This window comes from Streptomyces sp. NPDC096323 (assembly GCF_040302845.1).
Classification (GTDB): domain Bacteria; phylum Actinomycetota; class Actinomycetes; order Streptomycetales; family Streptomycetaceae; genus Streptomyces.
In genome coordinates, this window is sequence record NZ_JBEOSI010000011.1 from 132431 (window position 1) to 158657 (window position 26227).

26 protein-coding genes and 1 tRNA gene are annotated in these 26227 nt (G+C 71.0%); 13 read left to right on the forward strand and 14 right to left on the reverse strand.

Features of this window, described 5'->3' with window-relative positions:
- Positions 1-45 precede the first annotated feature (45 nt).
- Both ABTX18_RS28835 and ABTX18_RS28840 read right to left on the reverse strand, forming a co-directional pair.
- On the reverse strand, positions 46-1182 hold the full coding sequence (locus ABTX18_RS28835) for an ABC transporter ATP-binding protein (protein ID WP_352125704.1): 1137 nt from the start codon (positions 1180-1182) through the stop codon (positions 46-48).
- A gap of 384 nt (positions 1183-1566) precedes the next feature.
- Positions 1567-1716 (reverse strand): hypothetical protein, encoded by a 150-nt coding sequence (locus ABTX18_RS28840; RefSeq protein ID WP_352125705.1) that lies wholly within the window; start codon positions 1714-1716, stop codon positions 1567-1569.
- Between the two features lie 115 nt (positions 1717-1831).
- On the opposite strand from ABTX18_RS28840, the gene ABTX18_RS28845 reads away from it, so the two are divergent.
- Positions 1832-1904, forward strand: a tRNA-Thr gene (locus ABTX18_RS28845).
- A 54-nt stretch (positions 1905-1958) separates the two neighbouring features.
- Here ABTX18_RS28845 and ABTX18_RS28850 read toward each other — a convergent pair.
- On the reverse strand, positions 1959-3359 hold the full coding sequence (locus ABTX18_RS28850) for an NAD(P)/FAD-dependent oxidoreductase (protein WP_352125706.1): 1401 nt from the start codon (positions 3357-3359) through the stop codon (positions 1959-1961).
- A 47-nt stretch (positions 3360-3406) separates the two neighbouring features.
- On the reverse strand, positions 3407-4081 hold the full coding sequence (locus ABTX18_RS28855) for a rhomboid-like protein (RefSeq protein ID WP_352125859.1): 675 nt from the start codon (positions 4079-4081) through the stop codon (positions 3407-3409).
- Here ABTX18_RS28855 and ABTX18_RS28860 point away from each other — a divergent pair.
- From ABTX18_RS28860 to ABTX18_RS28875, 4 genes are all read left to right on the forward strand, one after another.
- Positions 4067-5029 (forward strand): aminoglycoside phosphotransferase family protein, encoded by a 963-nt coding sequence (locus ABTX18_RS28860; protein WP_352125707.1) that lies wholly within the window; start codon positions 4067-4069, stop codon positions 5027-5029. The genes ABTX18_RS28855 and ABTX18_RS28860 overlap by 15 nt on opposite strands.
- Positions 5030-5061: 32 nt before the next feature.
- On the forward strand, positions 5062-5532 hold the full coding sequence (locus tag ABTX18_RS28865) for a GNAT family N-acetyltransferase (protein WP_352125708.1): 471 nt from the start codon (positions 5062-5064) through the stop codon (positions 5530-5532).
- Positions 5533-5710: 178 nt separating this feature from the next.
- Positions 5711-6064, forward strand: coding sequence for a hypothetical protein (locus tag ABTX18_RS28870; protein ID WP_352125709.1), 354 nt, complete (start codon positions 5711-5713; stop codon positions 6062-6064).
- Positions 6065-6128: 64 nt separating this feature from the next.
- Entirely contained in the window at positions 6129-6830 is a 702-nt protein-coding gene (locus tag ABTX18_RS28875; RefSeq protein WP_352125710.1) for a pentapeptide repeat-containing protein, read from the forward strand.
- A 112-nt stretch (positions 6831-6942) separates the two neighbouring features.
- Here ABTX18_RS28875 and ABTX18_RS28880 read toward each other — a convergent pair whose 3' ends face one another.
- From ABTX18_RS28880 to ABTX18_RS28890, 3 genes are all read right to left on the reverse strand, one after another.
- Positions 6943-7440, reverse strand: coding sequence for a hypothetical protein (locus ABTX18_RS28880; RefSeq protein ID WP_352125711.1), 498 nt, complete (start codon positions 7438-7440; stop codon positions 6943-6945).
- Positions 7441-7540: 100 nt separating this feature from the next.
- Entirely contained in the window at positions 7541-8179 is a 639-nt protein-coding gene (locus ABTX18_RS28885; protein WP_352125712.1) for a response regulator, read from the reverse strand.
- Complete coding sequence (locus ABTX18_RS28890; protein WP_503061225.1) at positions 8176-9510, reverse strand: sensor histidine kinase; 1335 nt, start codon at positions 9508-9510, stop codon at positions 8176-8178. Before ABTX18_RS28890 ends, ABTX18_RS28885 begins: the two co-directional genes overlap by 4 nt.
- Positions 9511-9757: 247 nt before the next feature.
- Here ABTX18_RS28890 and ABTX18_RS28895 point away from each other — a divergent pair, with 247 nt between their 5' ends.
- Entirely contained in the window at positions 9758-10315 is a 558-nt protein-coding gene (locus ABTX18_RS28895) for a GlcG/HbpS family heme-binding protein (protein ID WP_352125713.1), read from the forward strand.
- Between the two features lie 89 nt (positions 10316-10404).
- Positions 10405-11871 carry a M1 family metallopeptidase gene (locus ABTX18_RS28900; RefSeq protein WP_503061226.1) on the forward strand — a complete coding sequence of 489 codons (1467 nt, stop codon included), beginning with the start codon at positions 10405-10407 and terminating at the stop codon, positions 11869-11871.
- A 136-nt stretch (positions 11872-12007) separates the two neighbouring features.
- On the opposite strand, the gene ABTX18_RS28905 is transcribed toward ABTX18_RS28900, so the two are convergent.
- Together ABTX18_RS28905 and ABTX18_RS28910 are read right to left on the reverse strand one after the other, a co-directional pair.
- Complete coding sequence (locus tag ABTX18_RS28905) at positions 12008-13519, reverse strand: M4 family metallopeptidase (protein WP_352125862.1); 1512 nt, start codon at positions 13517-13519, stop codon at positions 12008-12010.
- Between the two features lie 314 nt (positions 13520-13833).
- Complete coding sequence (locus ABTX18_RS28910; protein WP_350994479.1) at positions 13834-14409, reverse strand: TerD family protein; 576 nt, start codon at positions 14407-14409, stop codon at positions 13834-13836.
- Between the two features lie 193 nt (positions 14410-14602).
- Here ABTX18_RS28910 and arfB point away from each other — a divergent pair, with 193 nt between their 5' ends.
- A complete protein-coding gene (arfB, locus tag ABTX18_RS28915) occupies positions 14603-15037 on the forward strand; it encodes an alternative ribosome rescue aminoacyl-tRNA hydrolase ArfB (RefSeq protein WP_136329760.1) in 435 nt (144 codons plus the stop codon).
- A gap of 51 nt (positions 15038-15088) precedes the next feature.
- Here arfB and ABTX18_RS28920 read toward each other — a convergent pair whose 3' ends face one another.
- The gene (locus tag ABTX18_RS28920) at positions 15089-15667 is read right to left on the reverse strand and encodes a flavin reductase family protein (protein WP_352125714.1); all 579 of its coding nucleotides are present in this window, start codon (positions 15665-15667) and stop codon (positions 15089-15091) included.
- A 316-nt stretch (positions 15668-15983) separates the two neighbouring features.
- Between ABTX18_RS28920 and cdgB the strand changes: the two genes are divergently transcribed.
- Positions 15984-17633, forward strand: a complete 1650-nt coding sequence (gene cdgB / locus ABTX18_RS28925) for a diguanylate cyclase CdgB (protein ID WP_352125715.1) — start codon at positions 15984-15986, stop codon at positions 17631-17633.
- Positions 17634-17786: 153 nt separating this feature from the next.
- Positions 17787-18773, forward strand: coding sequence for a carbohydrate-binding protein (locus tag ABTX18_RS28930; protein ID WP_352125716.1), 987 nt, complete (start codon positions 17787-17789; stop codon positions 18771-18773).
- 110 nt (positions 18774-18883) lie between these two features.
- Here the strand turns inward: ABTX18_RS28930 and ABTX18_RS28935 are convergent, their stop codons facing one another.
- From ABTX18_RS28935 to ABTX18_RS28950, 4 genes are all read right to left on the reverse strand, one after another.
- Positions 18884-19735 (reverse strand): class II fructose-bisphosphate aldolase, encoded by an 852-nt coding sequence (locus ABTX18_RS28935; protein ID WP_352125717.1) that lies wholly within the window; start codon positions 19733-19735, stop codon positions 18884-18886.
- 56 nt (positions 19736-19791) lie between these two features.
- Positions 19792-20733, reverse strand: a complete 942-nt coding sequence (locus ABTX18_RS28940; RefSeq protein ID WP_352125718.1) for a 1-phosphofructokinase family hexose kinase — start codon at positions 20731-20733, stop codon at positions 19792-19794.
- Positions 20734-20915: 182 nt separating this feature from the next.
- Positions 20916-22073, reverse strand: a complete 1158-nt coding sequence (nagA, locus tag ABTX18_RS28945; RefSeq protein WP_352125719.1) for an N-acetylglucosamine-6-phosphate deacetylase — start codon at positions 22071-22073, stop codon at positions 20916-20918.
- Entirely contained in the window at positions 22073-23005 is a 933-nt protein-coding gene (locus ABTX18_RS28950; RefSeq protein ID WP_352125720.1) for an ROK family protein, read from the reverse strand. Before ABTX18_RS28950 ends, nagA begins: the two co-directional genes overlap by 1 nt.
- 367 nt (positions 23006-23372) lie before the next feature.
- Here ABTX18_RS28950 and ABTX18_RS28955 point away from each other — a divergent pair, with 367 nt between their 5' ends.
- From ABTX18_RS28955 to ABTX18_RS28965, 3 genes are all read left to right on the forward strand, one after another.
- Positions 23373-24617: an extracellular solute-binding protein gene (locus ABTX18_RS28955; protein WP_352125721.1), complete on the forward strand. Its 1245-nt coding sequence runs from the start codon at positions 23373-23375 to the stop codon at positions 24615-24617.
- A gap of 75 nt (positions 24618-24692) precedes the next feature.
- Positions 24693-24962: a DUF3263 domain-containing protein gene (locus ABTX18_RS28960; protein ID WP_352125722.1), complete on the forward strand. Its 270-nt coding sequence runs from the start codon at positions 24693-24695 to the stop codon at positions 24960-24962.
- 162 nt (positions 24963-25124) lie between these two features.
- Positions 25125-26138, forward strand: a complete 1014-nt coding sequence (locus tag ABTX18_RS28965) for a trypsin-like serine peptidase (protein ID WP_352125723.1) — start codon at positions 25125-25127, stop codon at positions 26136-26138.
- The last annotated feature ends 89 nt before the right edge of the window (positions 26139-26227 follow it).

The window sequence follows — 26227 nt, forward strand, 5'->3', positions numbered from 1 at the left end:
CCCCGCACGCCGAACGTGCGGGGCCACCGTACAGCTGGTGCGGGATCAGCCGGTGAGACGCTCACCGGTCGACGTGGCGAAGACGTGCAGCTCGTCCGGGCGGGGCACGACGTGGAGCTTGGTGCCCTTCTCCGGGACGGCGCGGCCGCCGACGCGGACGACCAGGTCCTTGTGCTCGCCACCGACCTCGGCGGCGCCGTAGACGAAGCCGTCGGCGCCGAGCTCCTCGACGACGTTGACCGAGACGGCCAGGCCGGCGGGGGCGTCGGACGACGCCTTGGACAGGCCGGTCGCCGCGGCACCGCCGTGCTCGACGATGTCGAAGTGCTCGGGACGGATGCCGACCGTGACGGTGCGGTCACCGCGGTCCGCGGCGGCGCTGAGCGCCTCGCGGGAGACCGGGACGACGCTGTTGCCGAACTTCACGCCACCGTCGGTGATCGGGACCTCGACCAGGTTCATGGCCGGGGAGCCGATGAAGCCGGCCACGAAGAGGTTCGCCGGGCGGTCGTACATGTTGCGCGGCGAGTCGACCTGCTGGAGGAGACCGTCCTTGAGGACCGCGACACGGTCGCCCATGGTGAGGGCCTCGACCTGGTCGTGGGTGACGTACACGGTCGTGATGCCCAGACGGCGCTGGAGCGAGGCGATCTGCGTACGGGTGGAGACACGGAGCTTGGCGTCGAGGTTCGACAGCGGCTCGTCCATGAGGAACACCTGCGGCTCACGCACGATGGCGCGGCCCATCGCCACACGCTGACGCTGACCACCGGAGAGCGCCTTCGGCTTGCGGTCCAGGTAGTCGGTGAGGTCCAGCATCTTGGCGGCCTCTTCGACCTTCGCGCGGATCTCGGTCTTGTTGATACCGGCGATCTTCAGCGCGAAGCCCATGTTGTCCGCGACGGACATGTGCGGGTAGAGCGCGTAGTTCTGGAACACCATGGCGATGTCCCGGTCCTTCGGCGGCAGGTGCGTGACATCGCGGTCACCGATGCGGATGGCGCCACCGTTGACGTCCTCGAGACCCGCGAGCATGCGCAGGGAGGTCGACTTGCCACAACCGGAGGGACCGACGAGGACGAGGAACTCACCGTCCGCGATGTCGATCTCGAGCTGGTCGACGGCCGGCTTCGTGGAGCCGGGGTAGACGCGGGACGCCTTGTCGAACGTGACACTGGCCATGCTGAATCTTCTCCTCAACCGGCAGGAACGTGCCGGACGATCCGTTGTAAAGGGAGTGGTCTGGTCCAACTGAGTGAACCTTCAGCGACGCTACCTGGCGATTTCGGATCTGTCAGTAGTTCTCCGGGGAGGAATATCCCCCGACCGGGGTGGGGAGCGATCTGCCGCTGCCCGCATGCTGGGGCAGAGCGGAACCCTTTTGACCTCGCGCCTTGTTCGTGCAGAGCAATTGATTTTTGACCCTGCCACGGCTGTGACACTTCCTGCTTCAACGCCCCTGCCGCCCCGACGCACCCCTGGGGGGCGTATCCAGCCGGTCCTACATGGGCTCCACAGGCCTTACGGCCGACGGCCCGTCGGTTCGTACCGCAGTCCTTCACTTCTTCACGCAGCCAGCAGTACGTCCGCCAGCTCCGATGCCTTGATCACGGACGGCGGCATCCGCCCCGGCGGGAGCGCGGAGGCCACCAGCCAGTACAGCCGCATGCCCTCCTCCCGGAGGTTCCGCGCCGCGTTCACATCCCGGATCAGCACGTCAGTGTTCTTAACGCACGGGTGCTCGGGTGGTTACGGGGAGGGCGGAACTTCATGGATCGGTGTGAGGGGCGCTGTGTAGAGTGAGGGCAGCGCGCGTTTTGGTGTGCGCGTTGCCGCCTTAGCTCAGTTGGTAGAGCGCCCGCCTTGTAAGCTGAAGGTCGTCGGTTCGATTCCGACAGGCGGCTCAAAACCCCAGGTCAGCAGCCCTGCTGACCTGGGATTTTTTTGCCCCCGCCCGCTCAGCCCCGCCCCGACAGCCGGTCCGCGATCTTCGCGATGCCGTCCGTGGCGACGCGTGGCGAGGTGCGTTCCCGGCGGTCGGCGGCTCGGTAGGCGGCGTACATGCCGTGGACGCCGAGCCAGCGCAGGGGTTCGGGTTCCCAGCGGCGGACGCGGTGGTTGACCCAGGGGAGGGTGGTGAGTTCCGTGGGGCCTGACTGGCCGGAGTCCTGCTGGATGAGGTCGCGCAGGGTGCGGGCGGCGAGGTTGGTGGTGGCGACGCCGGAGCCGACGTAGCCGCCGGCCCAGCCGAGGCCGGTGGAGCGGTCGAGGGTGACGGTGGCGCACCAGTCGCGGGGGACGCCGAGGACGCCGGACCAGGCGTGGTCGATGCGGGCGCCGGCGGTGGTGGGGAAGAGGCGGATGAGGAGTTCGCGCAGGGCCTCGATGGTGGCGGGCCGGGTGCGGCCGTCGTTGTCGGTGGCGGAGCCGTAGCGGTACGGGACGCCGCGGCCGCCGAGGGCGATGCGGTCGTCGGCGGTGCGCTGGGCGTACATGTAGGCGTGGGCCATGTCGCCGAGGGTTTCGCGGCCGTCCCAGCCGATGGTCTCCCAGACGGAGGCGGGGAGGGGTTCGGTGGCGATCATGGAGGAGTTCATGGGGAGCCAGGTGCGCTTCTGGCCCTTGAGGCCGGCGGTGAAGCCCTCGGTGCAGCGCAGGATGTAGGGGGCGCGGACGGTGCCGTAGGGGGTGACGGCGTGTTTGGGCCTGATCTCGGTGACGGGGGTCGACTCGTGGATCGTGACGCCGAGTGCTTCTACGGTGTCGGCGAGCCCGGTGACGAGTTTGGCGGGGTGGAGCCGGGCGCCGTGCGGGGTCCAGGTGGAGCCGACGGCGCCGTTGACGCGGATGCGCTCGGCGGTTTCGCGGGCGCCGTGCAGGGTGCGGTCCGTCTCGCCGAAGGCGATCTCGACGGTGTGGAAGTCCTTGAGGCGGGCGAGTTGGGCGGGGGTGCGGGCCACTTCGAGGACGCCGCCCCGGTGGATGTCGGCGTCGATCTTCTCCTCGGCGGCGACGCGGACGACCTCGTCGACGGTGTCGTTCATCGCCTGCTGGAGGCGGACGGCGGCGTCGTGGCCGTGGAGTTTCGCGTAGCGGTCGCGGCCGGCGATGCCGTTGTAGAGCCAGCCGCCGTTGCGTCCGGAGGCGCCGTAGCCGCAGAACTTGGCTTCCAGGACGGTGATGTTGAGGAAGGGGACGGCCTTCTTGAGGTAGTACGCCGTCCAGAGTCCGGTGTATCCGCCGCCGATGATGCAGACGTCGGCGGTGGTGTCGCCGGGCAGGGGTTCGCGGGGGATGGGCGTGCCCTGGTTCGCGTACCAGAAGGATATGCCGCCGTTGACGGTGCTGACGGTGCTCATGTTGCCCCTGCTTGTCCGTGTGGCGCTGTGGCTGTTGTGGCGGGAGGTTACTGGGCGGGGGTGGGTTTCGTCTTGGGGCGGGTGCGGGTCAGTGGGTAGCAGGCGAGGCCGATGAGTACGGCGGTGAAGTGGCCGATGTCGGTGAACGTGGCGCCGGTGACGAGGGGGACGGCGTAGATGACGAGGACGGCGAAGAGGTAGACGTGCCGCCAGGGGTGCGCGATGTAGTAGGTGAGGACGGCGACGACACCGGCGAGTGAGTAACTGACGCCTACATCGAGGGTGTTGACGGCGGTCTGATGGGCGTGGCCGTGCTGGATGGCCCAGGCGAGGACGCCTTCGCTGACGAGGGTGGCGAGGACGTGTGCGGCGGCGACGACGGTGAACCAGCGCAGGGTGCCGAGGCGGCGTTCGGCGGGGGCGTGGAAGACGGTGTAGAGGACGGCGTAGGGGAGCCATTGCCCGCTGTCGATCCAGAAGGCGCTGCTGATGAGGACGCGGACGGGGTTCTGGGAGAGCTCGTGGATGTTGGTGGAGCGCTGGCGGAGGAACTCCTCCTCGAACGCGGGTGACATCTGGTGGACGATGACCGTGGTGACGAAGAGGGCGGTCAGCCAGAGGTACGTGCCGGGGGCGCTGCGGATCCATGAGCCGGCGCCGCGGATCCACGCGGCGGGCGCGGGGCGGGGCCGTGTGGGCGGGGCGGGATGGCTCGGGGTCATAGCCGATTGACGCACGCTCCTAGGATCGGTGGCGTGATTGACATTCCGATTGACATTCCGGATGCGCTGATCGCCACACAGCTCAGGTACAACGGTGAGGCCGGGCGGGCGTTCGTTGCCGCGTTGCCGGGGATGGCGGCGGAGTTCCTGGAGCGGTGGGGGCTGGTCCGTGACGGCGATGCTCTGTACGGGGTGTGTGCGCTGGTTCTTCCGGTGGTGCGGGAGGCGGACGGGCGCCGGGCGGTGCTGAAGTTGCAGCCGGTGGATGTCGAGACGGTCGGGGAGCCGGTCGCGCTGCGGGTGTGGGGTGAGGCGTCGGCGGGTGCGGTGGAGTTGCTGGAGCACGACGCGGCGACGGGGACGATGCTGCTGGAACGGCTCGACGGGCATCGTGCGCTGTCCGGGGTGGCGGATGTGTGGGAGGCCGTGCGGGTGGTCGCCGAGCTGCTGGCGGGTCTGACCGCGGTGCGGGCTCCGCAGGGGTGCGGTCTGCGGCAGCTGGGGGACATCGCGGCACGGGTGGTGGGGGCGGCGCCCGGGGTGGCGGGGGCGCTGGCGGACGAGGCGGAGCGGAGGCTGGTGCGGGACTGCGCGGCGGCGGTGCGGGAGGTGGCGGGTGAGCCGGGGGACCGGTTGCTGCACTGGGATCTGCATTTCGGCAATGTGCTGTCGGGCCGGGGCGGGCGGTGGGTGGCGATCGATCCGAAGCCGCTGGCCGGTGATCCGGGGTTCGAGTTGTTGCCGGCGCTCGTCGACCGGTTCGATGCGGCCGGGGTGGGGCGGCGGTTCGGTCTGCTGACGGAGGCGCTGGGGCTGGACCGGGGGCGGGCGCGGGCGTGGACGCTGGGGCGGGTGCTGCAGAACGCGTGCTGGGGCGCGGAGTGCGGTGAGCGGCGGCTGGCGCCGGAGCAGGCGGAGGTGGCTCGGCGGTTGCTGGGGCGGGATTAGGGGTCCCCAGCTGCGCTGTTTACGCTGCCTCCATGATTCGTCACGCTACCGCTGCTGATATCCCCGCCATCCACGGGATGGTCCGTGAACTGGCCGACTACGAGAAGGCCTTGGACGAGGCGAACGCCACTGAGGCGCAGCTGCACGAGGCGCTGTTCGGTGAGCGTCCTGCCGCGTATGCGCACATTGCCGAGACGGACGATGGCGAGATCGCGGGTTTCGCCCTGTGGTTCCTGAACTTCTCGACGTGGCGCGGGGTGCACGGGATCTATCTGGAGGACCTGTACGTGCGTCCGGAGCGCCGTGGCGGCGGGCACGGGAAGGCGTTGCTCACGGAGCTGGCGCGGATCTGTGTGGAGCGCGGTTACGAGCGCCTGGAGTGGTCGGTGCTGGACTGGAACGCCCCGTCCATCGCCTTCTACGAGTCGCTGGGTGCGCGGCCGCAGGACGAGTGGACGGTGTACCGGCTGACGGACGGGGCGCTGGCGGAGCTCGGCGGCTGATTTTTTTCGGGGGGCTCTGCTGCCGGTGAGCCCGCCGTCCTGCCTGCTTCGGCTTCCCTGGGCGGCCGCCCTTGCCCAGCCCGCGGATATTGCCTCGCTCGGCCGTTTCCCGGGGCGGTACCGTCCGCTTTCCCGGCCCCGTCGCTCCTGCAGGGCCTGCGACCAGAGAGTGGCGATCATGACCAGTCGGCCTGCGACAACGACTCTGTGGCGTCCGACGGGGCCGAAGGAACTGGAGCTGGTGGAGCAGCTCGGCCGGCGTGCCTGGCCGCCGCGCCTCCCCGAGCAGCCGATCTTCTACCCGGTGCTCAACGAGGACTACGCGATCAGGATCGCCAGGGACTGGAACGTCAAGCACGATGGTGCGGGCTTCGTCACTCGTTTCGAGGTCGAGACCGCATTCCTGGCCCGCTACCCCGTCCAGCAGGCCGGCGGCCGGACGATCCTCGAGCTGTGGGTCCCCGCCGAGCAGCTCGACGATTTCAACGCTCACATCGTCGGCGAGATCCAGGTGGTGCACGAGTTCCGCTGACCGCGCCGGCCTGCGCTCCGCGTCCGCTTCGGGCGCTGTCAGTGGTGTGCGTCACGATGGGGGCATGGTGCGCAGCGGCGGTAGTGGTGGCGGTACGGGCAGGGGCGGCAAGGGCGGTGTCGCAGAGGCGCGGCGGCCGGAGGTGCGGTTGCCGGCGCTGGTGGCGTACGAGGGCGGCGGGCTGGAGCCGGACGGGGACTACGACAGCGTGCGGTTCGACGCGGTGGACCTGGCGGACGAGGCCGGTCCGGGTGCCCGGTTCATGGACTGCGCTCTCGACGGCTGTGCCCTGGACCGTACGGATCTGGTCAGGGCCCGGTTCATCGACTCGGTGCTGACGGGGGTACGGGGGGTGGGCACTGATCTCGCGGGGGTGTCGTTGCGCGATGTGGAGATCGTGGACGCGCGGCTCGGCGGGGTGCAGATGCACGGGGCGGTGCTGGAGCGGGTTCTGGTCAGGGGCGGGAAGATCGACTACCTGAATCTGCGCAAGGCCCGGCTGAAGGACGTGGTGTTCGAGGGCTGCGTGCTGTCGGAGCCGGATTTCGGGGGCGCGCAGCTGACCCGGGTGGAGTTCCGGGACTGTGTGCTGAAGCGGGCCGATTTCAGTGCGGTGCGGATGGAGGCGGTGGATCTGCGGACGGTTGCCGAGCTGGACATCGCGCGGGGTGTGGAGCGGCTGGCGGGTGCGGTGATCAGCCCGTCGCAGCTGATGGAGCTGGCTCCGGCGTTCGCGGCGCAGATCGGGGTGCGGGTGGAGGCGTGAGGGGCGGGTGCGCCCCGGCGAGTGCCCAGGGTCTGGGGGCGGGCCCGAGCCGGTCAGAGGCGGGGGACGCCCAGGCCTGGGGCGGGCCCGGCGCTCCGAGGGGCGTGCCCCGTCAGAGGCGGGGGAAGCGGGACTGGAGGTCCCAGATCGTGGGGTTGTCGGCGAGGCCTTCGTGCATGTCGGCCAGATCGGCGATCAGGTCGTGCAGGAAGTCGCGGGCCTCGCGGCGCAGCACGGAGTGGCTGAAGGTGAGCGGCGCCTCTTCGGCGGGCATCCAGTCGGCTTCGACGTCGACCCAGCCGAACCGGCGCTCGAAGAGCATGCGGTCGGAGGACTCGGTGAAGTCGAGTTCGGCGAACTGGCGGCGGTGCGAGCGGTTGCCCCGGGGGTCCTGGTCGATCTTTTCGACGATGTCGCACAGCGCCCAGGCGAAGTCCAGCACCGGCACCCATCCCCAGGCTGTGGATACTTCGCGGTCCTCCTTGGTGTCCGCGAGGTAGACGTCCCCGGAGAACAGATCGTGGCGCAGCGCGTGGACGTCCGCTCGGCGGTAGTCGGTCTGCGGGGGATCGGGGAAGCGTCGGGAGAGGGAGTAGCCGATGTCGAGCACAGTTCGATGGTGTCATGCCCGGCGGACCGCTCCCGCCGCAGTGGATGTGGATGCGGGGGTGGGGGCCTGCGGGGGCGTGCGGGCGGGGCGCGCCCCGTGGTCAGGGCAGCAGGCGCTGTTCCTTGGCCACGGAGACCGCACCGGCGCGGGTGTCGACGCCGAGCTTGTCGTAGATGCGGCCCAGGTGGGTCTTGACGGTGGCCTCGCTGATGAAGAGGGCGCGGGCGATGTCGCGGTTGCCGAGGCCCTGGGAGAGCTGGCCCAGGATGTCGCGTTCGCGGTCGGTGAGGGAAGGCCGGGGTGTGCGTATGCGGGCCATGACGCGGCTGGCGACGGGCGGGGACAGGGTGGTGCGGCCCTGGGCGGCGGAGCGGATCGCGGCGAAGAGTTCCTCGGGGCGCTCCGCCTTCAGCAGGTAGCCGGTGGCGCCCGCCTCGATGGCACGGGTGATGTCGGCGTCGGTGTCGTACGTGGTCAGGACGAGGACGTGGACGCCGTCGGTGCCGGCCACGATGCGGCGGGTCGTCTCGACGCCGTCGATGCCCTCGCCCAGCTGGAGGTCCATCAGGACGACGTCGGGGGTCAGTTTGGCGGCCAGGGCGACGGCCTCCTCGCCGCTGCCGGCCTCGCCGACGACCTCGATGTCGGGCTCGCTGCCGAGGAGGGCGAGGAGCCCGGCACGGACGACCGCGTGGTCGTCGCAGAGCAGGATCCGGACGGGCGGAGGCGCAGTGGTCATGCGGGGTCCTCTGGGGTGAGGGGGGTGCCGGGGTCGGCGGGTGCGTCGGTGAACGGGGTGCCGGGGCGGGCCGGTATGTCGGTGAGTGGGACGGCGGGGGTACCGGGGGCAGCGGGGGCGGCGGTGAGGGGGACGGCGGCGGTCACCACGGTGCCCTCGCCGGGTGCGGACTCGATGGCCAGGGTGCCGCCGAGCTGCTGGAGCCGGGCGCGCATCGCGGGCAGCCCGTGTCCGCGCACTCCGGCCGGAGGCGCGGTGCCGGTGGCGGGGGTGAAGCCGTGGCCGTTGTCCGCGATGTCGAGGACGGTCCGGTCGTCGAGGTGGGTGAGGGTCAGGGCGGCCTCGGTGGCGCCCGCGTGCTCGGAGACGTTGGCCAGGGCGCCCTGGGCGATCCGCAGCAGGGCGGACTGCACGCGGTCGGGCAGGGCCTCGTGCGGTGTGCCCTCGACATGGCAGCGGACGGTGAGCCTGCCTTGCGCCTGCGCGGTCTCGCGGGCGGCGAGGGTGTGCAGCGCCGCTTCCAGGCCGCCGCCTTCCGCGAGGTCGGCGGGGGCCAGGTCGTGGACGAAGCGGCGGGCCTCGGTGAGATTGTGCTCCGCGATGCCGGTGGCGGTGCGGACGTGGCGGCGGGCCGTCGCCGGATCGGTGTCCCAGGTGCGGTCGGCGGCCTGAAGCAGCATCTGCTGGCTGGACAGGCCCTGGGCGAGGGTGTCGTGGATCTCCATGGACAGCCGCTGGCGTTCGGCGAGGGTTCCTTCGCGCCGTTCGGTCGCTGCCAGCTCGCGGCGGGTGCGCAGCAGGTCGTCGATGAGTTCGCCCTGGGTGGCGGCCTGGCGCTGCATATGGACGAAGACGGCGGTCGCGACGGCGGCGACGGCGGGCGGGGCGAGGACCAGGTTCGGGTCGAAGCCGTCGGCCAGCCGCAGTTGCGCGGCGACGACGAACAGTGTCAGCAGGGCGACGAGCGCGAGCGCGGCCCGCGGCGGCAGGATGCGCAGCCCGGTGTAGAAGAGCGGGACCGCGCACCAGGCGAAGCTCGGCGCGAGGACGACCAGCACCATCCACACGGCGACCAGCACCCCCAGCCATGCCAGGCTCCGCGGTGTCGGCCGGGAGCCGAGAACGGGCCCGAGCAGATACAGCGCGGCCAGGGCGACGGACAGGCCGATGATCCACGGGGTGCGCGTCTCGCCCGGGTGCCGCAGCAGGAACCGGGTCAGTGAGGCGCCCAGCAGCAGGAAGAACGCCGCGTGCATGAGCAGCGCCAGGCCACGGGTGCCGGCGTCGCCGGCCTGCCCGGCACCGCGCACCGACGGGCTTCGCAGTTCCACCTCGTACCCCCTCCTCCCGACCGACCGTGCCCCGCCCTACGGAACCGGGACCGACCGCTGCTGACCTGCGCGGACACTCCATCGTCGCCCCGAACGGTCGCCACCGCATCCACCGATCGGTCGATGGGCCCGTCAGCCGTCCGGCGGGCGGCGTCGAGCCGGTACGACGACCGTGCGGCCCCGGAACCGGCCCAAGGATGGAACACAGAACGCAGAAGCCACCCATCACCTCGCTGAGGAGCCCACCATGAAGAAGATGTCGCTGCGCACCCGAGTCCTGACCGGTGCCGTCGCCGCTGCCGCCCTCGGGGCCGGTACCTTCGGCGCCATGTCGGCGAGCGCCTCCGCCCCGGCCGCCGCGCCCTCCACCACCGTCAGGGCGGACACCGCGAACGGCAACCTCCAGCAGTCCACGCACCTGACCGTGGACGCCGCCACGAAGGCCGCGCAGGCCGCCCTCGACGCGGCGGAGAAGGAGAACCAGCGCGTCGCCGTCTCGGTCGTCGACCGCAACGGCAACACCATCCTGACGCTGCGCGGCGACGGCTCGGGCCCGCAGGCGTACGAGTCGGCCGAGAAGAAGGCGTACACCGCCGTGTCCTGGAACGCCCCGACCTCCGAGCTGGCCGGGCGGCTCGCCCAGGCCCCGAACCTGAAGGACATCCCCGGCACCCTGTTCCTCGCGGGCGGCGCCCCGGTGCAGGTCAAGGGCGCTCCGGTGGCGGGCATCGGCGTGGCCGGCGCACCCAGCGGCGACCTCGACGAGAAGTTCGCCCGGGCCGGCGTCGCCGCACTCGCCAAGTAGCCGTCCCGCACAGTCGCCACCTCACTGGGCACCGGACCCTGCCCCGGGAGTCCCCCGGACTCCGACATTCCGCACATAGGATCACCTGTGTGGATCATCGAGCCCCGGTACACGACACGGCACGCGGCGCGGCCCCCGGCACCGCACGCGCCCCCCGCAGGACGGCCGGGGCCGCCGCGCTGCTGCTGGCCCTCGCCGTCCTCGCGCCGGCCTGCACCGCGGGGACGGGCGCGGTGGAGGGCACTCCGGGGGCCTCCGGGGTCCGCGATCCGTACTTTCCCAAGCTCGGCAACGGCGGCTACGACGTGACGCACTACGACCTCACGCTCGACGTCGACCCGGACGAGCAGACGCTGCGCGGGACCGCGGTGATCACCGCGCGGGCCACCCAGGACCTGAGTTCGTTCAACCTCGACCTCGCCGGTATGACCGTGGACTCGGCGACCGTGGAGGGGCGCCCGGCCGCCGTCAACCGGGCGGGCAACGAGCTGACGCTGCGTACGGACGCGAAGGTCGAGGACCGGCTCCACAAGGGCGAGACGTTCCGTACCGTCGTGCGCTACTCGGGATCCCCGAAGACCCTCACCGATGCCGACGAGTCCGAGGAGGGCTGGCTGCCCACCGACGACGGCGCGCTCGCTCTCGGTGAGCCGACCGGCTCGATGGCCTGGTTCCCGGGCAATCACCACCCGCGTGACAAGGCCGCGTACGACCTGGAGGTGACCGTCCCCAAGGGGCTGACGGCGGTCTCGAACGGGGTGCCGGCCGGACCGCCGACGACGGCGGGGGAGCGCACCACCTACCGCTGGCACACCGCCGAGCCGATGGCGAGCTACCTCGCGACGCTGGCCGTCGGCCGGTTCACGACGAAGACCTCGACGATGGCGGGCGGCATCACGGTGTTCACCGCCGTGGATCCGGAGTCGGCGAAGGCGAGCGCGCGGACGCTGGCCCGGGTCCCCGAGGTGGTGGCGTGGGAGGCGGAGCACTTCGGTCCGTACCCGTTCTCCGCGACGGGCGCGATCATCGACCGCAAGGGCGACGCCGGGTACGCGCTGGAGACGCAGAACCGGCCGTTCTTCCCCGGGCCGCCGAGCGTGGACCTGCTGGTCCACGAGATGGCGCACCAGTGGTTCGGCGACTCGGTGACGCCCGCGACCTGGCGCGACATGTGGCTCAACGAGGGCATGGCCACGTACGCGGAGTGGCTGTGGGCGGAGGAGAAGGAGGACACCCCGGCACAGGAGTCGTTCGACGAGGCGTACGAGGACGAGGACAACTGGGCGTTCCCGCCGGCCGATCCGCCGACCGCCGCGGACATCTCGGAGTCGCCCGTGTACGGGCGCGGTGCCATGGTCATCCACAAGATCCGTGAGGTGGTCGACGACGACGAGGCGTTCTTCGCGCTCCTCGCGGGCTGGACGAAGGCCCACCGGCACGGCAATGCCTCGACGGCGGACTTCACCGCGTACGTGGAGGAGGAGACGGGGGAGGACCTGTCGGAGCTGTGGAAGGACTGGCTGCACGGCAGCGGCCGACCGGCCGCGGACGACTGACCGGGCGTGGAAGCGACCGGCCCGCCCCTGTGTCAGCGGGCAGAGGCGGAAGCGACCGGCCCGCCTGTGACGGCGCCGGGGCGCCGCACACCACTCCGTGGCGCGGAGGGTGTGCGGCGCCCGCGGACCGAAGGTCCTAGTTGACGTTGATCCCGGACCAGGCGGCGGCGACGGCCGTGCGCTCGGTACTGGTCGCCCCGTACAGGTCGGCGGCCGCCTGGAGGGTCGCGGTGCGTGCCGCGGCGTAGTCGGTGGACGAGGTCATGTATGTGGTGAGCGCCTTGTACCAGATCTGGACTGCCTTGTCCCGGCCGATCCCCGTGACGGTGGAACCGTTGGACGTGGGCGAGTTGTACGTGACGCCGTTGATGGTCCTCGTACCGCTGCCCTCGGACAGCAGGTAGAAGAAGTGGTTGGCGGGCCCGGACGAGTAGTGGACGTCGAGGCGGCCGACGGTCTTCGACCAGGAGTCGGCCGAGTTGCCGTCCTTGCTGGGCTTGTCCATGTAGCGCAGCGGGGTGCCGTTGCCGTTGATGTCGATCTTCTCGCCGATGAGGTAGTCACCGGTGTCGCTGCTGTTCGCGGCGTAGAACTCGACCGCGGTGCCGAACATGTCGCTGGTCGCCTCGTTCAGGCCGCCCGATTCCCGGCTGTACTTCAGGCCGGCGGTGGACGCGGTCAGTCCGTGGCTCATCTCGTGACCGGCGACGTCCAGCGAGGTGAGGGGCTTGAGGTTGCCGGAGCCGTCGCCGTACGTCATGCAGAAGCAGCTGTCCGACCAGAACGCGTTGACGTACGCGTTCCCGTAGTGGACCCGGGAGTAGGCGGCCTTGCCGTCGCCGGCGATGCCGTTGCGGCCCAGCTCGTTCTTGTAGAAGTCCCAGGTCATGGCGGCGCCGTAGTGGGCGTCCACGGCGGCGGTCTGACGGTTGGTCGCGAGGCCGTTGCCCCAGAGGTCGTCGGCGTCGGTGAAGAGCGTGCCGGTGCCGTTGGAGCCGCCGTTCAGGTCGTACGTGTTGTGCCCGCCGCGGGCGGCGTCGGTCAGGCTGTAGGAGGACCCGGATCCGGACGTGCCGAGCGTGACGGTGCCGCTGTACTGGCTGGTGCCCGATCCGGTGTCGATGGCCTCGTAGGAGTAGAGCTCCTTGCCGTTGCCGGCATCGGTGATGACGTGGCGTTCGCTCGGGGTTCCGTCGTGCTGGGTGCCGGTGACGACCGTCTCGTACGCGAGGGCGGGCTTGCCGGTGCCGGCCCAGATGACCTTCCGGGCCCCGGATCCCGCGCTCGGTGCGGCTGTCGCGGGCGTCGTGGTCGCGACGGATATCTTCGCTTCCGTGGCCCGGGTGACCCCCTTGAGGGATCCGTTCTTCGCGGCGTGGGTGACCAGGTCGCCGCCGAGGACGGGCAGTCCGTCGTAGGTGCGTTCGTAGCGGGTGTGGACCGTTCCGTCGGCGTCCTTGACCACATCGCGGACGACGAGCTTCTCCTTGCCGCCCAGCTTGATCTCGGCGGCGACGGAAGCGGCCCCGGCCTGGGCCTCCTTGATGGCCGTCGCGCGCTGGGAGGCGCTGAGCGGCAGGGCGGTGGCGCCCGCCGCACGGTCCGGTGCCGCACCTGCCGAACCGGTCTGTACTCCGACGACGACCATGGCGGCGGACGCGGCGATGGCAGCGGTACGCAGAGCGATTCTCACGCGGTCTCCTTCACTTGGCGCACACGAGGTGAGCGAGGTTCCGGAGAGAATGGCACCGGCCGGCTCCAACTTGACAGTGATCCGTCAAAGTCTTGACCGGATCTTGTCCTGAGGGAGTGGCTCGATGTTCGCTATGCGGTCATCCGTACCGGGGCGCGGTGTTCATCCGCGCCGCGAGGCGACAGCCTCGAGTCGGCACGCGGGCACGCGGGAGCCCCCGGCCGCAGGACGTTCGGCCGGGGGCTCCCGTGAGGCGGATGTGTCGAGCGTCAGAGGTTGACGCCGAAGTCCTGCGCGATGCCGCGCAGGCCGGAGGCGTAACCCTGGCCCACGGCGCGGAACTTCCACTCCGCACCGTTGCGGTACAGCTCGCCGAAGACCATGGCGGTCTCGGTGGCGGCGTCCTCGCTCAGGTCGTAGCGCGCGATCTCGGCGCCGCCGGCCTGGTTGAGGATGCGGATGTAGGCGTTGCGCACCTGGCCGAAGTTCTGGCTGCGGGTCTCGGCGTCGTAGATCGACACCGGGAAGACGATCTTGTCGATGTCGGCCGGCAGGCCCGCCAGGTTGACGTTGATCTGCTCGTCGTCGCCCTCGCCCTCACCCGTGACGTTGTCACCGGTGTGCACGATGGTCTGGTCCGGCGTCGCCTTGTTGTTGAAGAAGACGAAGTGCGCGTCGGAGAAGACCTTCCCCGCCGTGTTGACCGCGATCGCCGAGGCGTCGAGGTCGAAGTCGGTACCGGTGGTGGTACGGACGTCCCAGCCCAGGCCGACCGTGACGGCGGTGAGGCCGGGGGCCTCCTTGGTGAGGGAGACGTTGCCGCCCTTGGACAGGCTTACTGCCATGGGAAGTCCCTTTCGTCAGTCATGTGCGGGCTTCGTGCCATCACGAAGCTACCGTCACAGTGCATAACGCAGGCAGGGCCCCGCGAGGTTCCTTCCGCCTTTACTTTCTTTACCGAACTGATGACGGGCTGCGGGCAGACGGAGGAAGGCGGACGCCAAAAGGAGGTGACGAACCCCCCGTGGGCCGGGGAACATGGGTGTCATGTCCGGGCCCTATGTCATCCGCGGTGCGGTCTCCCTGCCGGAGGCCGAGCTCATGTGGCGTTTCTCGCGGTCCTCCGGGCCCGGCGGGCAGCACGTCAACACCAGCGACTCCCAGGTGGAGCTGCGCTTCGACCTCGCGGCGACCGAGTCGCTGCCCGAGGTGTGGAAGGAGCGCGCGCTGGAACGGCTGGCGAACCGGCTGGTCAACGGCGTGGTGTCGGTCCGCTCCTCGGAGCACCGCTCGCAGTGGCGCAACCGGGAGACGGCCGCCGTGCGGCTCACGGCCCTGCTGGCCGAGGCCACGGCGCCGCCGCCCAAGGCGCGCGTGAAGCGCAAGATCCCGCGCGGGATCAACGAACGCAGGCTGCGGGAGAAGAAGCAGCGCGGCGACACCAAGCGCGGCCGCTCCGGCCGCGACTGGTAGGCGCGTAGTCACTCGCTCGCCGCCCCCGTACCGCCGTCGAGCGAGCTGTACTCAGCCCAGCTGCCGGTAGCGCCCGCGGAAGTACGTCAGCGGGCCGGCGTCCCCGCTCGGGAGCTGCGCGCCGAGCACCCGGCCGATCACCAGCGTGTGGTCACCCGCCGTGATCCGCTGCTCCGTGCGGCACTCCAGCGACGCCAGCGCCCCGCCGACCAGGGGCGCGCCGGTGACCTCTCCCCGTACGTACGGGATGTCCTCGAAGAGCAGGCGGTCGCTGATCCGGCCCTTCATGGCGAACCGTCCCGCGATGTGGCGCTGGCTCTCCGACAGTACGGAGACGGCCCACAGCGGCTGCTCCGCCAGCAGGTCGTCCATCCGGGAGTCGTTGCGCAGGCTCACCATGACCAGCGGCGGGTCGAGCGAGACCGACATGAAGGCGGTCGCCGTCATCCCCACGTCCTCGCCGCGTCCGTGCTCGTCGAGCGGGGGCTCCTGCGCGGTGATCAGGACCACTCCGGCTGCCAGCCGGGCGAGGGCGCCGCGGAACTCGTCATTGCTCACCCCCTCAGCATGAGGGACGGCGGCATGGGGGACGGCTTCGGTACGCGGGGTGGGGGGCTTCGTCTGCAACACACCCGGAACGCTAGCCGCGTACGGTGATCCCCCGCATCGGGCCAAGGGACCAGCCGGGTCCTAGGACCGCCGGCCCGGTGGCCGGTGGCGGCGGGGATTTGCGTTTTGCGTTCAAGAAAAGGACGGACCGCTCAAGGTTTGCGCTTCTGACCCTTCATCACCTGTTGTGACTTGAGTCACAGAGTGCAGTATTTGTTGACCCTGTGTACCGGGTGCACAGCTCACTGTGATTCAGTGGCCGTGACACTGCAGTCAGTACGTCAAGTACGTCGATATGAAATCTGGAGTGCTGTCGAGGTCTCGGGGAGTGCGAGCGATGGAGGCCGAGTCGGAGCCGTACGTCCGTCTTGCGACGATGCGGCAGCTGCACCAGGCCGTGGCCGATCTCAACACGGCGCGGAGCCTGGCCGACACCCTGCAGACCGTCGCCGACGGGATAGTCGCCGGTCTCGGCTACGAGCTTGCCTGCGTCAACCTCGTCCGCCCCGACGGTGATCTCGTCGTCGCCGCCTTCGCCGGCAACAGCGCCGCCGAGGCCCTCATCACCGGCCGCGTCGGCTCCCGCAACTCCTGGGAGCGCCGGCTGGCCATGGGCGAGATATGGGACGAGCTCCGCTTCATACCCCACACCGACGGCTGGGTCCTCCTCGACGACGACGTCCCGCAGTGGCACACCGAGGGACCCGAGCCCCGCTTCGAGGACGAGTGGCACCCGCAGGACCGGCTCTACGCCCCGATGTACGCCTCGGGCGGCGGCAGCGACCTCCTCGGCGTCATATCCGTCGACCGCCCCCGCAACGGCCGCCGGCCAGGCGCCTGGGGCCGTGAGGCGCTCCAGATGTACGCCTCCCAGTCGGCCATTGCGATCAGCAACGCCAGACTCCGAGCAAACATGCAGCGCGCCCTGGTCCGCCTGGAGCGGGAACAGCAGGCGCTGCGGGCCAGCGAGGAATCCTTCCGCCAGGCCTTCGAGTACGCCCCCAGTGGCATGGCCATCGCCGAAATGGGCGGCGACCAGCACGGCAGGCTGCTGCGCACCAACGACGCCCTGTGCCGGCTCCTGGGCCGTCCCGCCTCGGTCCTGCGCCGCTACTCCTTCGCCGATCTGGTCCACCCCGAGGACATCGGCACCCTGCTGCGCACCTCCGCCGAGGGCGGCCGGGCCGAGCTGAGGCTGGGCCGCCGGGACGGCACCTATCTGTGGGTCTCGCTGCGCAACTCCGTTGTCGCGGACACCGCGGACGGGCCGCGCTTCCTCCTTACGCACGTCGAGGACATAGAGGAGCGCAAGCGACACGAGCTGAACCTCGCGCACCGCGCCTCGCACGACGCCCTGACCGGGCTGCCCAACAGCGCGGAGCTGCGGGCCCGGCTCAGTGCCCGGCTGTGCGAGCGCCCGCACGCGGTGGCGTCCACCGACGTGCAGGCGCTGGACGCGGCGTACGGCGATGTGGACGAGGCCCGGATGCACGGCTACCCCGCCGAGGGCTTCGACGCCGGCCGGGGCGTCGGGCCGTACGACCACCATGTGCATTCCGTCGCACCGGACACGGTGAAGGACGACGGCTCGAAGGGGCTCGCGGTCCTCTTCTGCGACCTGGACGGCTTCAAGTCGATCAACGACCGCTTCGGCCACCACACGGGTGACGCGGTTCTCATCGAGGTCGCCCGGCGGCTCACCACATGCGTCCGGGACGGGGACACCGTCGCCCGGCTCGGGGGTGACGAATTCGTCGTTCTCGCGGACGGTCTGGGGGCCGCGGACGCCGCGGACCTGGCCGTACGCCTGCGTAACGCCATTATTCCGCCCATTCGGGTCGACGGCAGGGCGGTGCGGGTCGGGGCGAGTTTCGGCATCGGCTGGGCCGCCTGCGGAATGACCGCCGAAGAGGTGCTGCGCTCCGCCGACCAGCGGATGTACGTCGAGAAGCGGTCCCGGTCCAAGGTTCACCGCCGAGCCGGCTGACGTTCGCCGCTCCGTGGTTCCGGGGGCGCGCGGCGCGGAGCGTCCTCGCTTCCGGCAATTCTTGGCGTGCTCCGTTCGGGGTAGGCTCGGCCGGTCGGCGACGGCTGGCGATATTCGGCGACGGCTGGCGACATGGTGAGGAGTGACCCAGGGATGGCCGGGAACAACGGCGCGAGCACACCCGAGGACGACGATCCGTTCGGCTACCTCTACGAGGACGGGCAGGCAGCCGGCGCGCAGCCGCCGGGACAGGGCGGCTACGGCTACCCGGGTCCCGCTGCGCAGCCCGGCGTGCCCCGGACCTCGTACAACCAGGTGCGGACCGTCGGTGAGCGCCAGTACGGCCAGGTGCCGCCGCAGCAGGCGTACGGGCAGCCCCAGGCGCCCTACGGTCAGCAGCGCGCGCCGTACGGCCAGCCGAACGCGCAGTACGCGGCCCCGGAGACGTACCCCGGTGGACCCACCGCGCAGGTGCCGCACCAGGGCGGCCGCGGCAGCGGCGGCGACCCCGGCCGGGGCGGTCCGAACACCAAGGGCCTGCTGATCGCGGCGGTCGCGGTGGTCGCGGTCGTGCTCATCGGCATCGGTGTCGCGCTGATGACGGACGACGACGACAAGGACAAGAAGAAGGCCGAGGCCACGTCCTCCTCCGGCCCGGCCGGTCAGGTCGAGCAGTCGCCGACGCCGGAGCAGTCGGCGAGCTCCGAGCCCCCCGTGGAGCTGCCGAAGCAGGACGCGGCGTCGCTGAAGCTCGGCGGCGACGCGGGCCTCGACAACACCGTCAAGGGCGCCAAGAGCAACAACGGGCAGTACATCAACCTCAACGCCGTGGGCAGGTCCGCGACCTGGTCCGTCGAGGTGCCGGAGGCCGGCGAGTACACGCTGTTCGTGACGTACGGCGTGCCCGGCAAGGACGCCAAGACGTCCCTCACGGTGAACGCCGAGGCCCCGCGCTCCATCAACATGACGAACTTCGCCCACGCCCCCGAGGGCGATCTGGAGAAGGGGTGGACGACGACGTACGCCTACGTCAACCTCACCAAGGGGCCGAACACCCTGATGATCTCCTGCAACGAGGGCGACCAGTGTGACGCCAATCTGGACCAGCTGTCGCTGAAGGCCGGTCACCAGGGGCGCTGATCCGCCCCGCCCGTACGCGTTCCGGCCCCTTCGCCCTTCTTGTGGCGAGGGGGCCGATCCGTTTATCAGGCCATCAGGACGTCAGTCATCGGGCCGTCAGCTCTCAGGCGTCAGCCCATCAGGCTCAGGAAGCCGGCCACCGTCGCGGCCATCGCCTCGCGGCCGGGCGCGATGTACTTGCGCGGGTCCACCCCCGTGGCGTGCGCGGTCAGGTGCGCGCGCACGGCTCCGGTGAACGCGGTGTTCAGCGCCGTACCGACGTTGATCTTGACCATTCCGGAGGCCGCGACGGCCCGGCGGATCTCCTCGTCGGGGACGCCGCTGGAGCCGTGCAGCACCAGCGGGACGGGGACGGCGTCGCGCAGCCGGCCGATCAGCTCGTGGTCCAGGGCGGCGGTGCGCTCGGTCATGGCGTGCGAGGAGCCGACGGCGACGGCCAGGGCGTCGACGCCGGTGGCGCGGACGTACGCGGCGGCCTCGGCCGGGTCGGTGCGGACGCCGGGGGCGTGGGCGTCGAGGGGTGCCTCGCCCTCCTTGCCGCCGACCTTGCCGAGCTCGGCCTCGATCCAGATGCCGCGCTCGTGCCCCCAGACGACCGCCGCTGCGGTGGCCCGCACGTTCTCCTCGTAACCCAGTTTCGAGGCGTCGAACATCACCGAGCCGAAGCCCTCGTCGTGGGCCTGGTGGAGCAGTTCCACGGACTCGACATGGTCGAGGTGCAGGGCGAGCGGGGCGCCGGAGGTGCGGGCCACGGCTGCCGCCGCGGCGGCGACGGGGGCGAGCCGGCCGCCGTGGAACTTCACGGCGTTCTCGGAGATCTGGAGGATGGCGGGGGCCCCGGCGCGCTCGGCGCCGGCGGCGATCGCCTCGGCGTGCTCCAGCGTGATGACGTTGAAGGCAGCGATCCCGCGTCCACGGGCCTGGGCGGCGGTAACGAGTTCACCGGTGCTGACGAGCGGCATGCGTACCTCTGTGGCTTCCTCGGGCCCGGCGCACGGGCCGCGGTGGGGCGCGGCGTTCAGGCCGCGTCTGTGTGTTCCTCGATGGCGACGCGCGGCAGCAGCTCCTCGTACGCCGCACGGTCGAAGTCACCGGCCGTCGGCGAGAGCACGGTCGCCGTCGACAGGGCCACCGCCCGTCGCAGCCGGTCCGGCCAGTCCAGGCCCTCCACGAGTCCGGACAGCAGCCCGGCCACCGCGGAGTCGCCGGCCCCGGTCGGATTTCCCTTCACGGGCGCGGGCGGGGACGCCTGCCAGGTGCCCTCGGGGGTGACCGCCAGCATGCCGTCGGGCCCCAGCGAGGCGATGACCCCGTGGGCCCCGCGGCGGCGGGCGTCCCGGGCGCCGCGCAGGGGTTCGCGGGCGCCGGTGAGCCGGGCGAGCTCGTCGGCGTTCGGCTTGATCAGGTCGGGGCGGGCGGCGATGCCCCGGCGCAGCGGTTCGCCGCTGGTGTCCAGGAGGGCGGGGACGCCGGCGGTGCGGGCGAGGCGGACCAGTTCGGCGTACGCGCCGACGTGGATGCCGGGTGGCAGGCTGCCGCACAGGGCGACGGCGTCGGCGGCGCCGAGCAGTTCCCCGTACGAGCCGAGGAAGGCGGCCCACTCGTCGGCGGTGACGTGGGGTCCGGGTTCGTTGAACTGGGTGGTGTCCCCGGTGGCGCGGTCGACGACGGCCAGGGTGCGGCGGGTCTCGCCGGCCACGGGGACGAGTGCGTCGGTGACGGTCGCGGGGCCGGAGGGCAGCGCGGCGAGCCGTTCGCGCAGGACGGCGCCGGTGGTGCCTCCGGCGAAGCCGGTGACGACGGCGTCGTGGCCGAGGGCGGCGAGGACCCGGGCGACGTTGACGCCCTTGCCGCCGGGGCGCTCGGAAAGGTCGGTGACGCGGTGGCTGGTGTGCGGGACGAGCGCCGGCACGTCGTACGTCAGGTCGAGTGCCGTGTTCAGCGTGACCGTGAGGATCACCCTCGGCTCCTCCCGGTCCGTCGAGCGCGGATCTCTGTTCAGAACGCGCTTTCCCTGCTGGTTTCCTTCGCGATCATGCCAAAGAGACGGCGGTCGGCCCAGACGTCGGGATCAACCGCCGTCTCTTCGTTACGCGGAGGGCGAGGCGGAGCGCACAGCGGAGAGCGAGGGACATAGGGATGTCAGCGGGTCTGCGGCGGCCGGACGATCCACTCGCCCTTGCGCATGACGCCCGTGAGCCGGAAGTCCTCGTCCAGGACGACGAGGTCGGCGTCCTTGCCGGGCTCCAGCGATCCGACCCGGTCGTACACGCCGAGGAGCCGGGCCGGGTTGGCGGAGATGGACTGCACCACGTCGCCGACCGGGATCCGGTCGATGGTGACGGCGCGGTGGAACGCGGTGTCCAGGGTGAGGGTGGAGCCCGCGATGGAGCCGCCCTCGACGAGCCGGGCGACACCGTCCTCGACGTCGACGGCGAGCGGGCCGAGCTGGTAGCGGCCGTCGCCGAAACCGGCCGCGTCCATGGCGTCGGTGATCAGCGCGACGCGGTGCGCGCCCGCGTGGTGATAGGCGAGCTCCAGGGCGGCCGGGTGCAGATGTGTGCCGTCGTTGATGAGCTCGACGGTGATCCGCTCGTCCTCCAGGAGGGCGGCGATGGGGCCGGGTGCGCGGTGGCCGAGCGCCGGCATCGCGTTGTACAGGTGCGTGGCGACGGTGGCGCCGGCGTCGATCGCCTCGACGGTCTGCTCGTACGTGGCGTCCGTGTGCCCGATCGCGGCGATGACGCCGTGCTCGGCGAGCAGCCGTACGGAGTCGATGCCGCCGGGCAGTTCGGTGGCGAGCGTGAACATCTTCGCGGTGCCGCGCGCCGCGTCCATCAGCTTGCGGACCTCGGCCGGGTCCGGATGGCGCAGCAGGTCCTCGCTGTGGGCGCCCTTGCGGCAGGGGGAGATGAAGGGGCCCTCGAAGTGAATGCCGGCCAGGTCGCCCTGTTCGACCAGTTCGGAGAGGATGCCGGCGCGTTCGGCGAGGAAGTGCATCTCGCCGGTGACGGTGGAGGCGACCAGGGTGGTGGTGCCGTGCTCGCGGTGCGTGCGGACGCCGGTGAGGACCTCGTCCACGGTGCCGGAGGTGAAGGACGCGCCGCCGCCGCCGTGGTTGTGCATGTCCACGAAGCCGGGAACGATCCAGTGGCCGGACAGGTCGATGGCCGGGGCGCCCTCCGCCGTACTTCCGGCGATGCGGGTGCCTTCGACGATCACCCGGCCGTTCTCGACGGTGCCGGTGGGGAGTACCACCCGGGCCCCTGAGAGAACGGTGCTGTCTGCGCGTCCGGCCATCAGGCGGATACCTCCGTGGAGAGAAGATCCCAGGCGAGCAGCCCTGCGCCCAGGCATCCGGCGGTGTCCCCGAGGGCCGCCGGGGCGATGTGGGGCAGCTTCTGGAACGTGACGCGTTCCTCGACGGCCGCACGGAGTGGTGTGAACAAGGTTTCCCCGGCCTCGGCGAGACCGCCACCGATGATGAGGGTGCGGGGGTCGAGCAGGGTGAGTGCGGTGACGAGTCCCGCGGCGAGCGCGTCGACGGCGTCGCGCCAGACCTCGACGGCCCGGGGGTCGCCCGATTCGACGGCCTTGGCGCAGTCTGCGGCATCGGCCTTCGGGTCGCCGGAGGCGGCGGCCCACGCCCGGCCGACGGCGCCCGCGGAGGCCAGCGTCTCCAGGCAGCCGCGCTGGCCGCAGGGGCAGTCCGGGCCGTCCGGCCGGATCACGATGTGGCCGATCTCGCCCGCGTAGCCGTGGGCGCCCGCCTCGATGGCTCCGGCGATGCCGATGGCTCCGGCGATCCCGGTGCCCAGCGGTACGAAGAGGAAGCGGTCGGCGCCCTTGCCCGCGCCGATCCTGCCCTCGGCGAGCCCGCCGGTTCTGACGTCGTGGCCTAGGGCCACGGGGACGCCGCCGAGCCGTTCGCCGAGCAGTCGGCGCATCGGTACGTCGCGCCAGCCCAGGTTCGCCGCGTAGACGGCGATCCCGTTCCCTGCGTCGACGATGCCGGGCACCGCGACGCCGGCCGCGAGGGCGCTCGCGCCGAAGTGCTCCTGGCCGTACGCGCGCAGGTCCGCCGCGAAGTCGAGGACCGACTCCACGACGGCGTCGGGGCCCCGCTCTCTGCCGGTCGCGCGCCGCGCCTCGTACAGCAGGGTGCCGTCGGCCCCGACCAGTGCGGCCTTCATTCCGGTGCCGCCCACATCGAGGGCGATGACGTGTTTCACGGGAAACAGTTTCGCCCGGCGAACGCAAAAGGTCTAGTCCACTATCGCGGTTTGTTGCGCATCCATACAAAAGCGGGAGCCGGTCGCGGCCCGCACACGGGACACCGGGGTGCGTGCGGACGTGCCCGGCTGGGCGGAGACGGAGGTATGGACCAATGGGGGAGGGGCCAAGTCCTGCCTGGCCGAGACCTCCTTGGCAGCCGCTCCGGGCCGCGTGCGATGCTGCGGTGCTGCGGGTGGTGTAGACCTCCTGTCGCGAGTGGTGCAAAATCGCAGCTCACCCGGAGGGCCCATGCGGACATGGGTGCCACGGGTGACGTAATCAACGAGGACGGACTGAGCTGTGCAGCGGCGTTACTTGGGACTGATGGCGGCTGTCGCCGCACTGGGAATGACGGCCACACTGGCGGGCTGCGGCGGCGGTGCCGGCGGCTCGGGCGACGTCACGCTCAAACTGGTCGCGGCCGATTACGGCACCGGCGAGGCCAACAAGTCCCAGACGTACTGGGACGAGGTCGCCCGGAGCTTCGAGGCGTCCCACCCCGGGATCAAGGTGGACGTGACCGTCTACCCGTGGACGGACGTCGACCGCAAGGTCGCCGAGATGGTGAAGGCCGGGAACGCCCCGGACATCGCGCAGATCGGCGCGTACGCGGACTACGCCAAGGCCGGCAAGCTCTACTCCGCCGACCAGATGCTCAGCATCCCGACCCAGGCCAACTTCCTGCCGAAGCTCGCGGACGCCGGACGGGTCAGCCGCATCCAGTACGGGCTGCCGTTCGTGGCCAGCACCCGGCTGCTCTTCTACAACAAGGACCTCTTCTCCGGGGCCGGGCTCAAGGCCCCGAAGACCTGGGACGACATAGCCTCCGACGCCTCGGCGCTCAAGCAGCGCGGGGTGAAGTACCCGTTCGCACTGCCGCTCGGCCAGGAGGAGTCCCAGGCCGAGACCCTGATGTGGCTGCTCAGCGGCGGCGGTGGCTACACCGACGACGTCGGCTCGTACGACATCGACTCGGTCGACAACGTCCACACCTTCGACTGGCTGAAGTCGAATCTCGTCGACAAGGGGCTCGTCGGACCCGTCGCCCCCGGCAAGCTCAACCGGGCCAAGGCCTTCGAGGCGTTCACCAAGGGTGACGTCGGCATGCTCAACGGCCACCCGACCCTGATGGAGGAGGCCCAGAAGCAGGGCGTGGACGTCGGCATGGTGCCGCTGCCCGGCGCCGAGGGCCCCACCGAGGGGTCGATGGGCGTCGCCGACTGGATCATGGGGTTCAAGCAGAACGGCCACCGGATCGAGATGGGCAAGTTCTTCGACTTCATGTTCAGCGACAAGAACGTGATCGAGTTCGCCGACAAGTACGACCTTCTGCCGGTCACCGACTCCGCCTCGGCGTCGATGGAGAGCGACCCGCAGTTCAAGCCGCTGCGGAAGTTCCTGGCAACGCTGTCCAGCGCGGAGTTCTACCCGGTCGGCAAGACGTCCTGGGCCCAGGCCAGCGAGTCGATCAAGGAGAACATCGGCAAGGCGGTCGAGCCGGGCGCCAACCCGGAGAGCGTGCTCCAGCACATCGCGCAGGAGGCCACGGCGGCGGAGACCGCGGAGTAGCGGCCTGCGGCCGGCGGTCCGCGGACCGTCGAGCAGGGGCCCACGGGGCGTGGGCGGCGCAATATATTGGCTGATATGACCGCCCTCCCCCCGAACGGCCCCGACGAGCCCGCCCCTCCCGCCGGTCTCTCCGACCGGGACCGCGCGGTCCTGGCGGTCGAGCGGCAGTCGTGGGCGGGGCCGGGAGCGAAGGAGCGGGCGATCCGGGAGCAGCTCGGCATCTCCCCGACCCGCTACTACCAGCTGCTGAACGCCCTGCTGGACGACCGGCGCGCCCTGGAGGCGGACCCGGTGACGGTGAACCGCCTGCGCCGGGTGCGGGAGGCCAGGCGCGGGCGCCGGTGACTTCCAGTTCCCGCCCGCGCCGCCGACGGGCCCGGACGCCGTCATCGCCGTGACGCGGACCGAAGCCCGGACGATAGGAGTCCGAAGTCGCGCTTCCCTAGCGTCGCTTGACGCACGCAGCGCTCTGCGTGCGCCAGGCCTACTAGGGAAAAGGACTCTTCCATGTCCGAACGGAGCAGTAACGGGCCGCACGAGGAGAGAAGGCACCCGGCCAGGAACCGACGCAGGAGAGGGGGACTGCTCGTCGCCCTGGGCGCGGTGCTCGCCTCCCTGCTGGCGGTCCCGCAGGCACAGGCAGCCGACGACGGCCTGATGGCGCTCACCCGGGCGCGGATCGACGTCCCCGGAGCCGGCCCGGGCAGGGATGCGCAGCGGGCAGCCCTCCGGGCCTACTGGACGCCCGAGCGGATGCGGGAGGCGATCGGGAACGAGCCCGGGGGCGTGGCAGCGGCCCGTACCGCGGCGAAGACGCCGGCGGCGCGGGCCGTGGCGGAGGAGGCACTGTCCGAGACCGTCGGCTATCTGCTGTTCAACCACCCGGACGGGACGCCCTCCCACTGCACCGGCACGGCCGTCGACACGGCGTCGCAGACACTGGTCCTGACCGCGGCGCACTGTCTGCACGAGGGCCCGGGCGGCGGCTGGATGAAGAACGTCGTCTTCGTGCCCGCCTACCACAACGGCCCGGCGGGCTACGGACTCTTCGAGGCGTGGAACGTCGCCACCGACTCCCTGTGGTCCAGCGGGTCCGAGTCCGACCCCGAGCACGACTACGGCATGGTGATCACCGAGAACAACAGCAGGGGCCAGCGGCTCGGAGCGGCGGTCGGCGGCCAGACCCTGGTCACCAAGGACGACGTCCGCACCGGTGAGCCCATCACCCTCATCGGATACTCCGGTACGCCCTTCGACGGGCAGCACCAGGAGCTCTGCGAGGACCTCATCCTGCCCGTACCACCGCCCGAGAACCTGTGGCACACCGACTGCCCGAACATCACGGGCGGAGCGAGCGGCGGTCCGTGGATGCTCGACTACGACCCGGCCACCGGCTCCGGATACATCGCGGGGCTGACCAGTCAGGGCATCGCGGGCGGTACGGCGATCTCCCCGCAGTTCGACGACCGTACCGCCGGCTTCGCGAACCTGGTGGAGCAGATAGCCGCGGCGCGGCCCTGAAGTCCTGGCGTCGCTGAAGCCCTGAAGGCCCGGATGGGGAAGGGGGAGTCGTACGGTGGGGAAGGACGGAGGGAGACCGATGCGGGACG

Excerpts from the sequence above, each read along its gene's own strand:
- ABTX18_RS28850 (WP_352125706.1), bottom strand. The coding sequence starts at position 3,359 with ATGAGCACCGTCAGCACCGTCAACGGCGGCATATCCTTCTGGTACGCG.
- ABTX18_RS28875 (WP_352125710.1), top strand. The coding sequence starts at position 6,129 with ATGGTGCGCAGCGGCGGTAGTGGTGGCGGTACGGGCAGGGGCGGCAAG.
- ABTX18_RS28965 (WP_352125723.1), top strand. The coding sequence starts at position 25,125 with ATGTCCGAACGGAGCAGTAACGGGCCGCACGAGGAGAGAAGGCACCCG.
- ABTX18_RS28905 (WP_352125862.1), bottom strand. The coding sequence starts at position 13,519 with ATGGTCGTCGTCGGAGTACAGACCGGTTCGGCAGGTGCGGCACCGGAC.
- ABTX18_RS28835 (WP_352125704.1), bottom strand. The coding sequence starts at position 1,182 with ATGGCCAGTGTCACGTTCGACAAGGCGTCCCGCGTCTACCCCGGCTCC.
- ABTX18_RS28960 (WP_352125722.1), top strand. The coding sequence starts at position 24,693 with ATGACCGCCCTCCCCCCGAACGGCCCCGACGAGCCCGCCCCTCCCGCC.
- ABTX18_RS28885 (WP_352125712.1), bottom strand. The coding sequence starts at position 8,179 with ATGACCACTGCGCCTCCGCCCGTCCGGATCCTGCTCTGCGACGACCAC.
- ABTX18_RS28860 (WP_352125707.1), top strand. The coding sequence starts at position 4,067 with ATGGCTCGGGGTCATAGCCGATTGACGCACGCTCCTAGGATCGGTGGC.
- ABTX18_RS28935 (WP_352125717.1), bottom strand. The coding sequence starts at position 19,735 with ATGCCGCTCGTCAGCACCGGTGAACTCGTTACCGCCGCCCAGGCCCGT.
- ABTX18_RS28895 (WP_352125713.1), top strand. The coding sequence starts at position 9,758 with ATGAAGAAGATGTCGCTGCGCACCCGAGTCCTGACCGGTGCCGTCGCC.
- arfB (WP_136329760.1), top strand. The coding sequence starts at position 14,603 with ATGGGTGTCATGTCCGGGCCCTATGTCATCCGCGGTGCGGTCTCCCTG.
- nagA (WP_352125719.1), bottom strand. The coding sequence starts at position 22,073 with ATGGCCGGACGCGCAGACAGCACCGTTCTCTCAGGGGCCCGGGTGGTA.
- ABTX18_RS28955 (WP_352125721.1), top strand. The coding sequence starts at position 23,373 with ATGGCGGCTGTCGCCGCACTGGGAATGACGGCCACACTGGCGGGCTGC.
- ABTX18_RS28865 (WP_352125708.1), top strand. The coding sequence starts at position 5,062 with ATGATTCGTCACGCTACCGCTGCTGATATCCCCGCCATCCACGGGATG.
- ABTX18_RS28910 (WP_350994479.1), bottom strand. The coding sequence starts at position 14,409 with ATGGCAGTAAGCCTGTCCAAGGGCGGCAACGTCTCCCTCACCAAGGAG.
- ABTX18_RS28870 (WP_352125709.1), top strand. The coding sequence starts at position 5,711 with ATGACCAGTCGGCCTGCGACAACGACTCTGTGGCGTCCGACGGGGCCG.
- ABTX18_RS28930 (WP_352125716.1), top strand. The coding sequence starts at position 17,787 with ATGGCCGGGAACAACGGCGCGAGCACACCCGAGGACGACGATCCGTTC.
- ABTX18_RS28855 (WP_352125859.1), bottom strand. The coding sequence starts at position 4,081 with ATGACCCCGAGCCATCCCGCCCCGCCCACACGGCCCCGCCCCGCGCCC.
- cdgB (WP_352125715.1), top strand. The coding sequence starts at position 15,984 with ATGGAGGCCGAGTCGGAGCCGTACGTCCGTCTTGCGACGATGCGGCAG.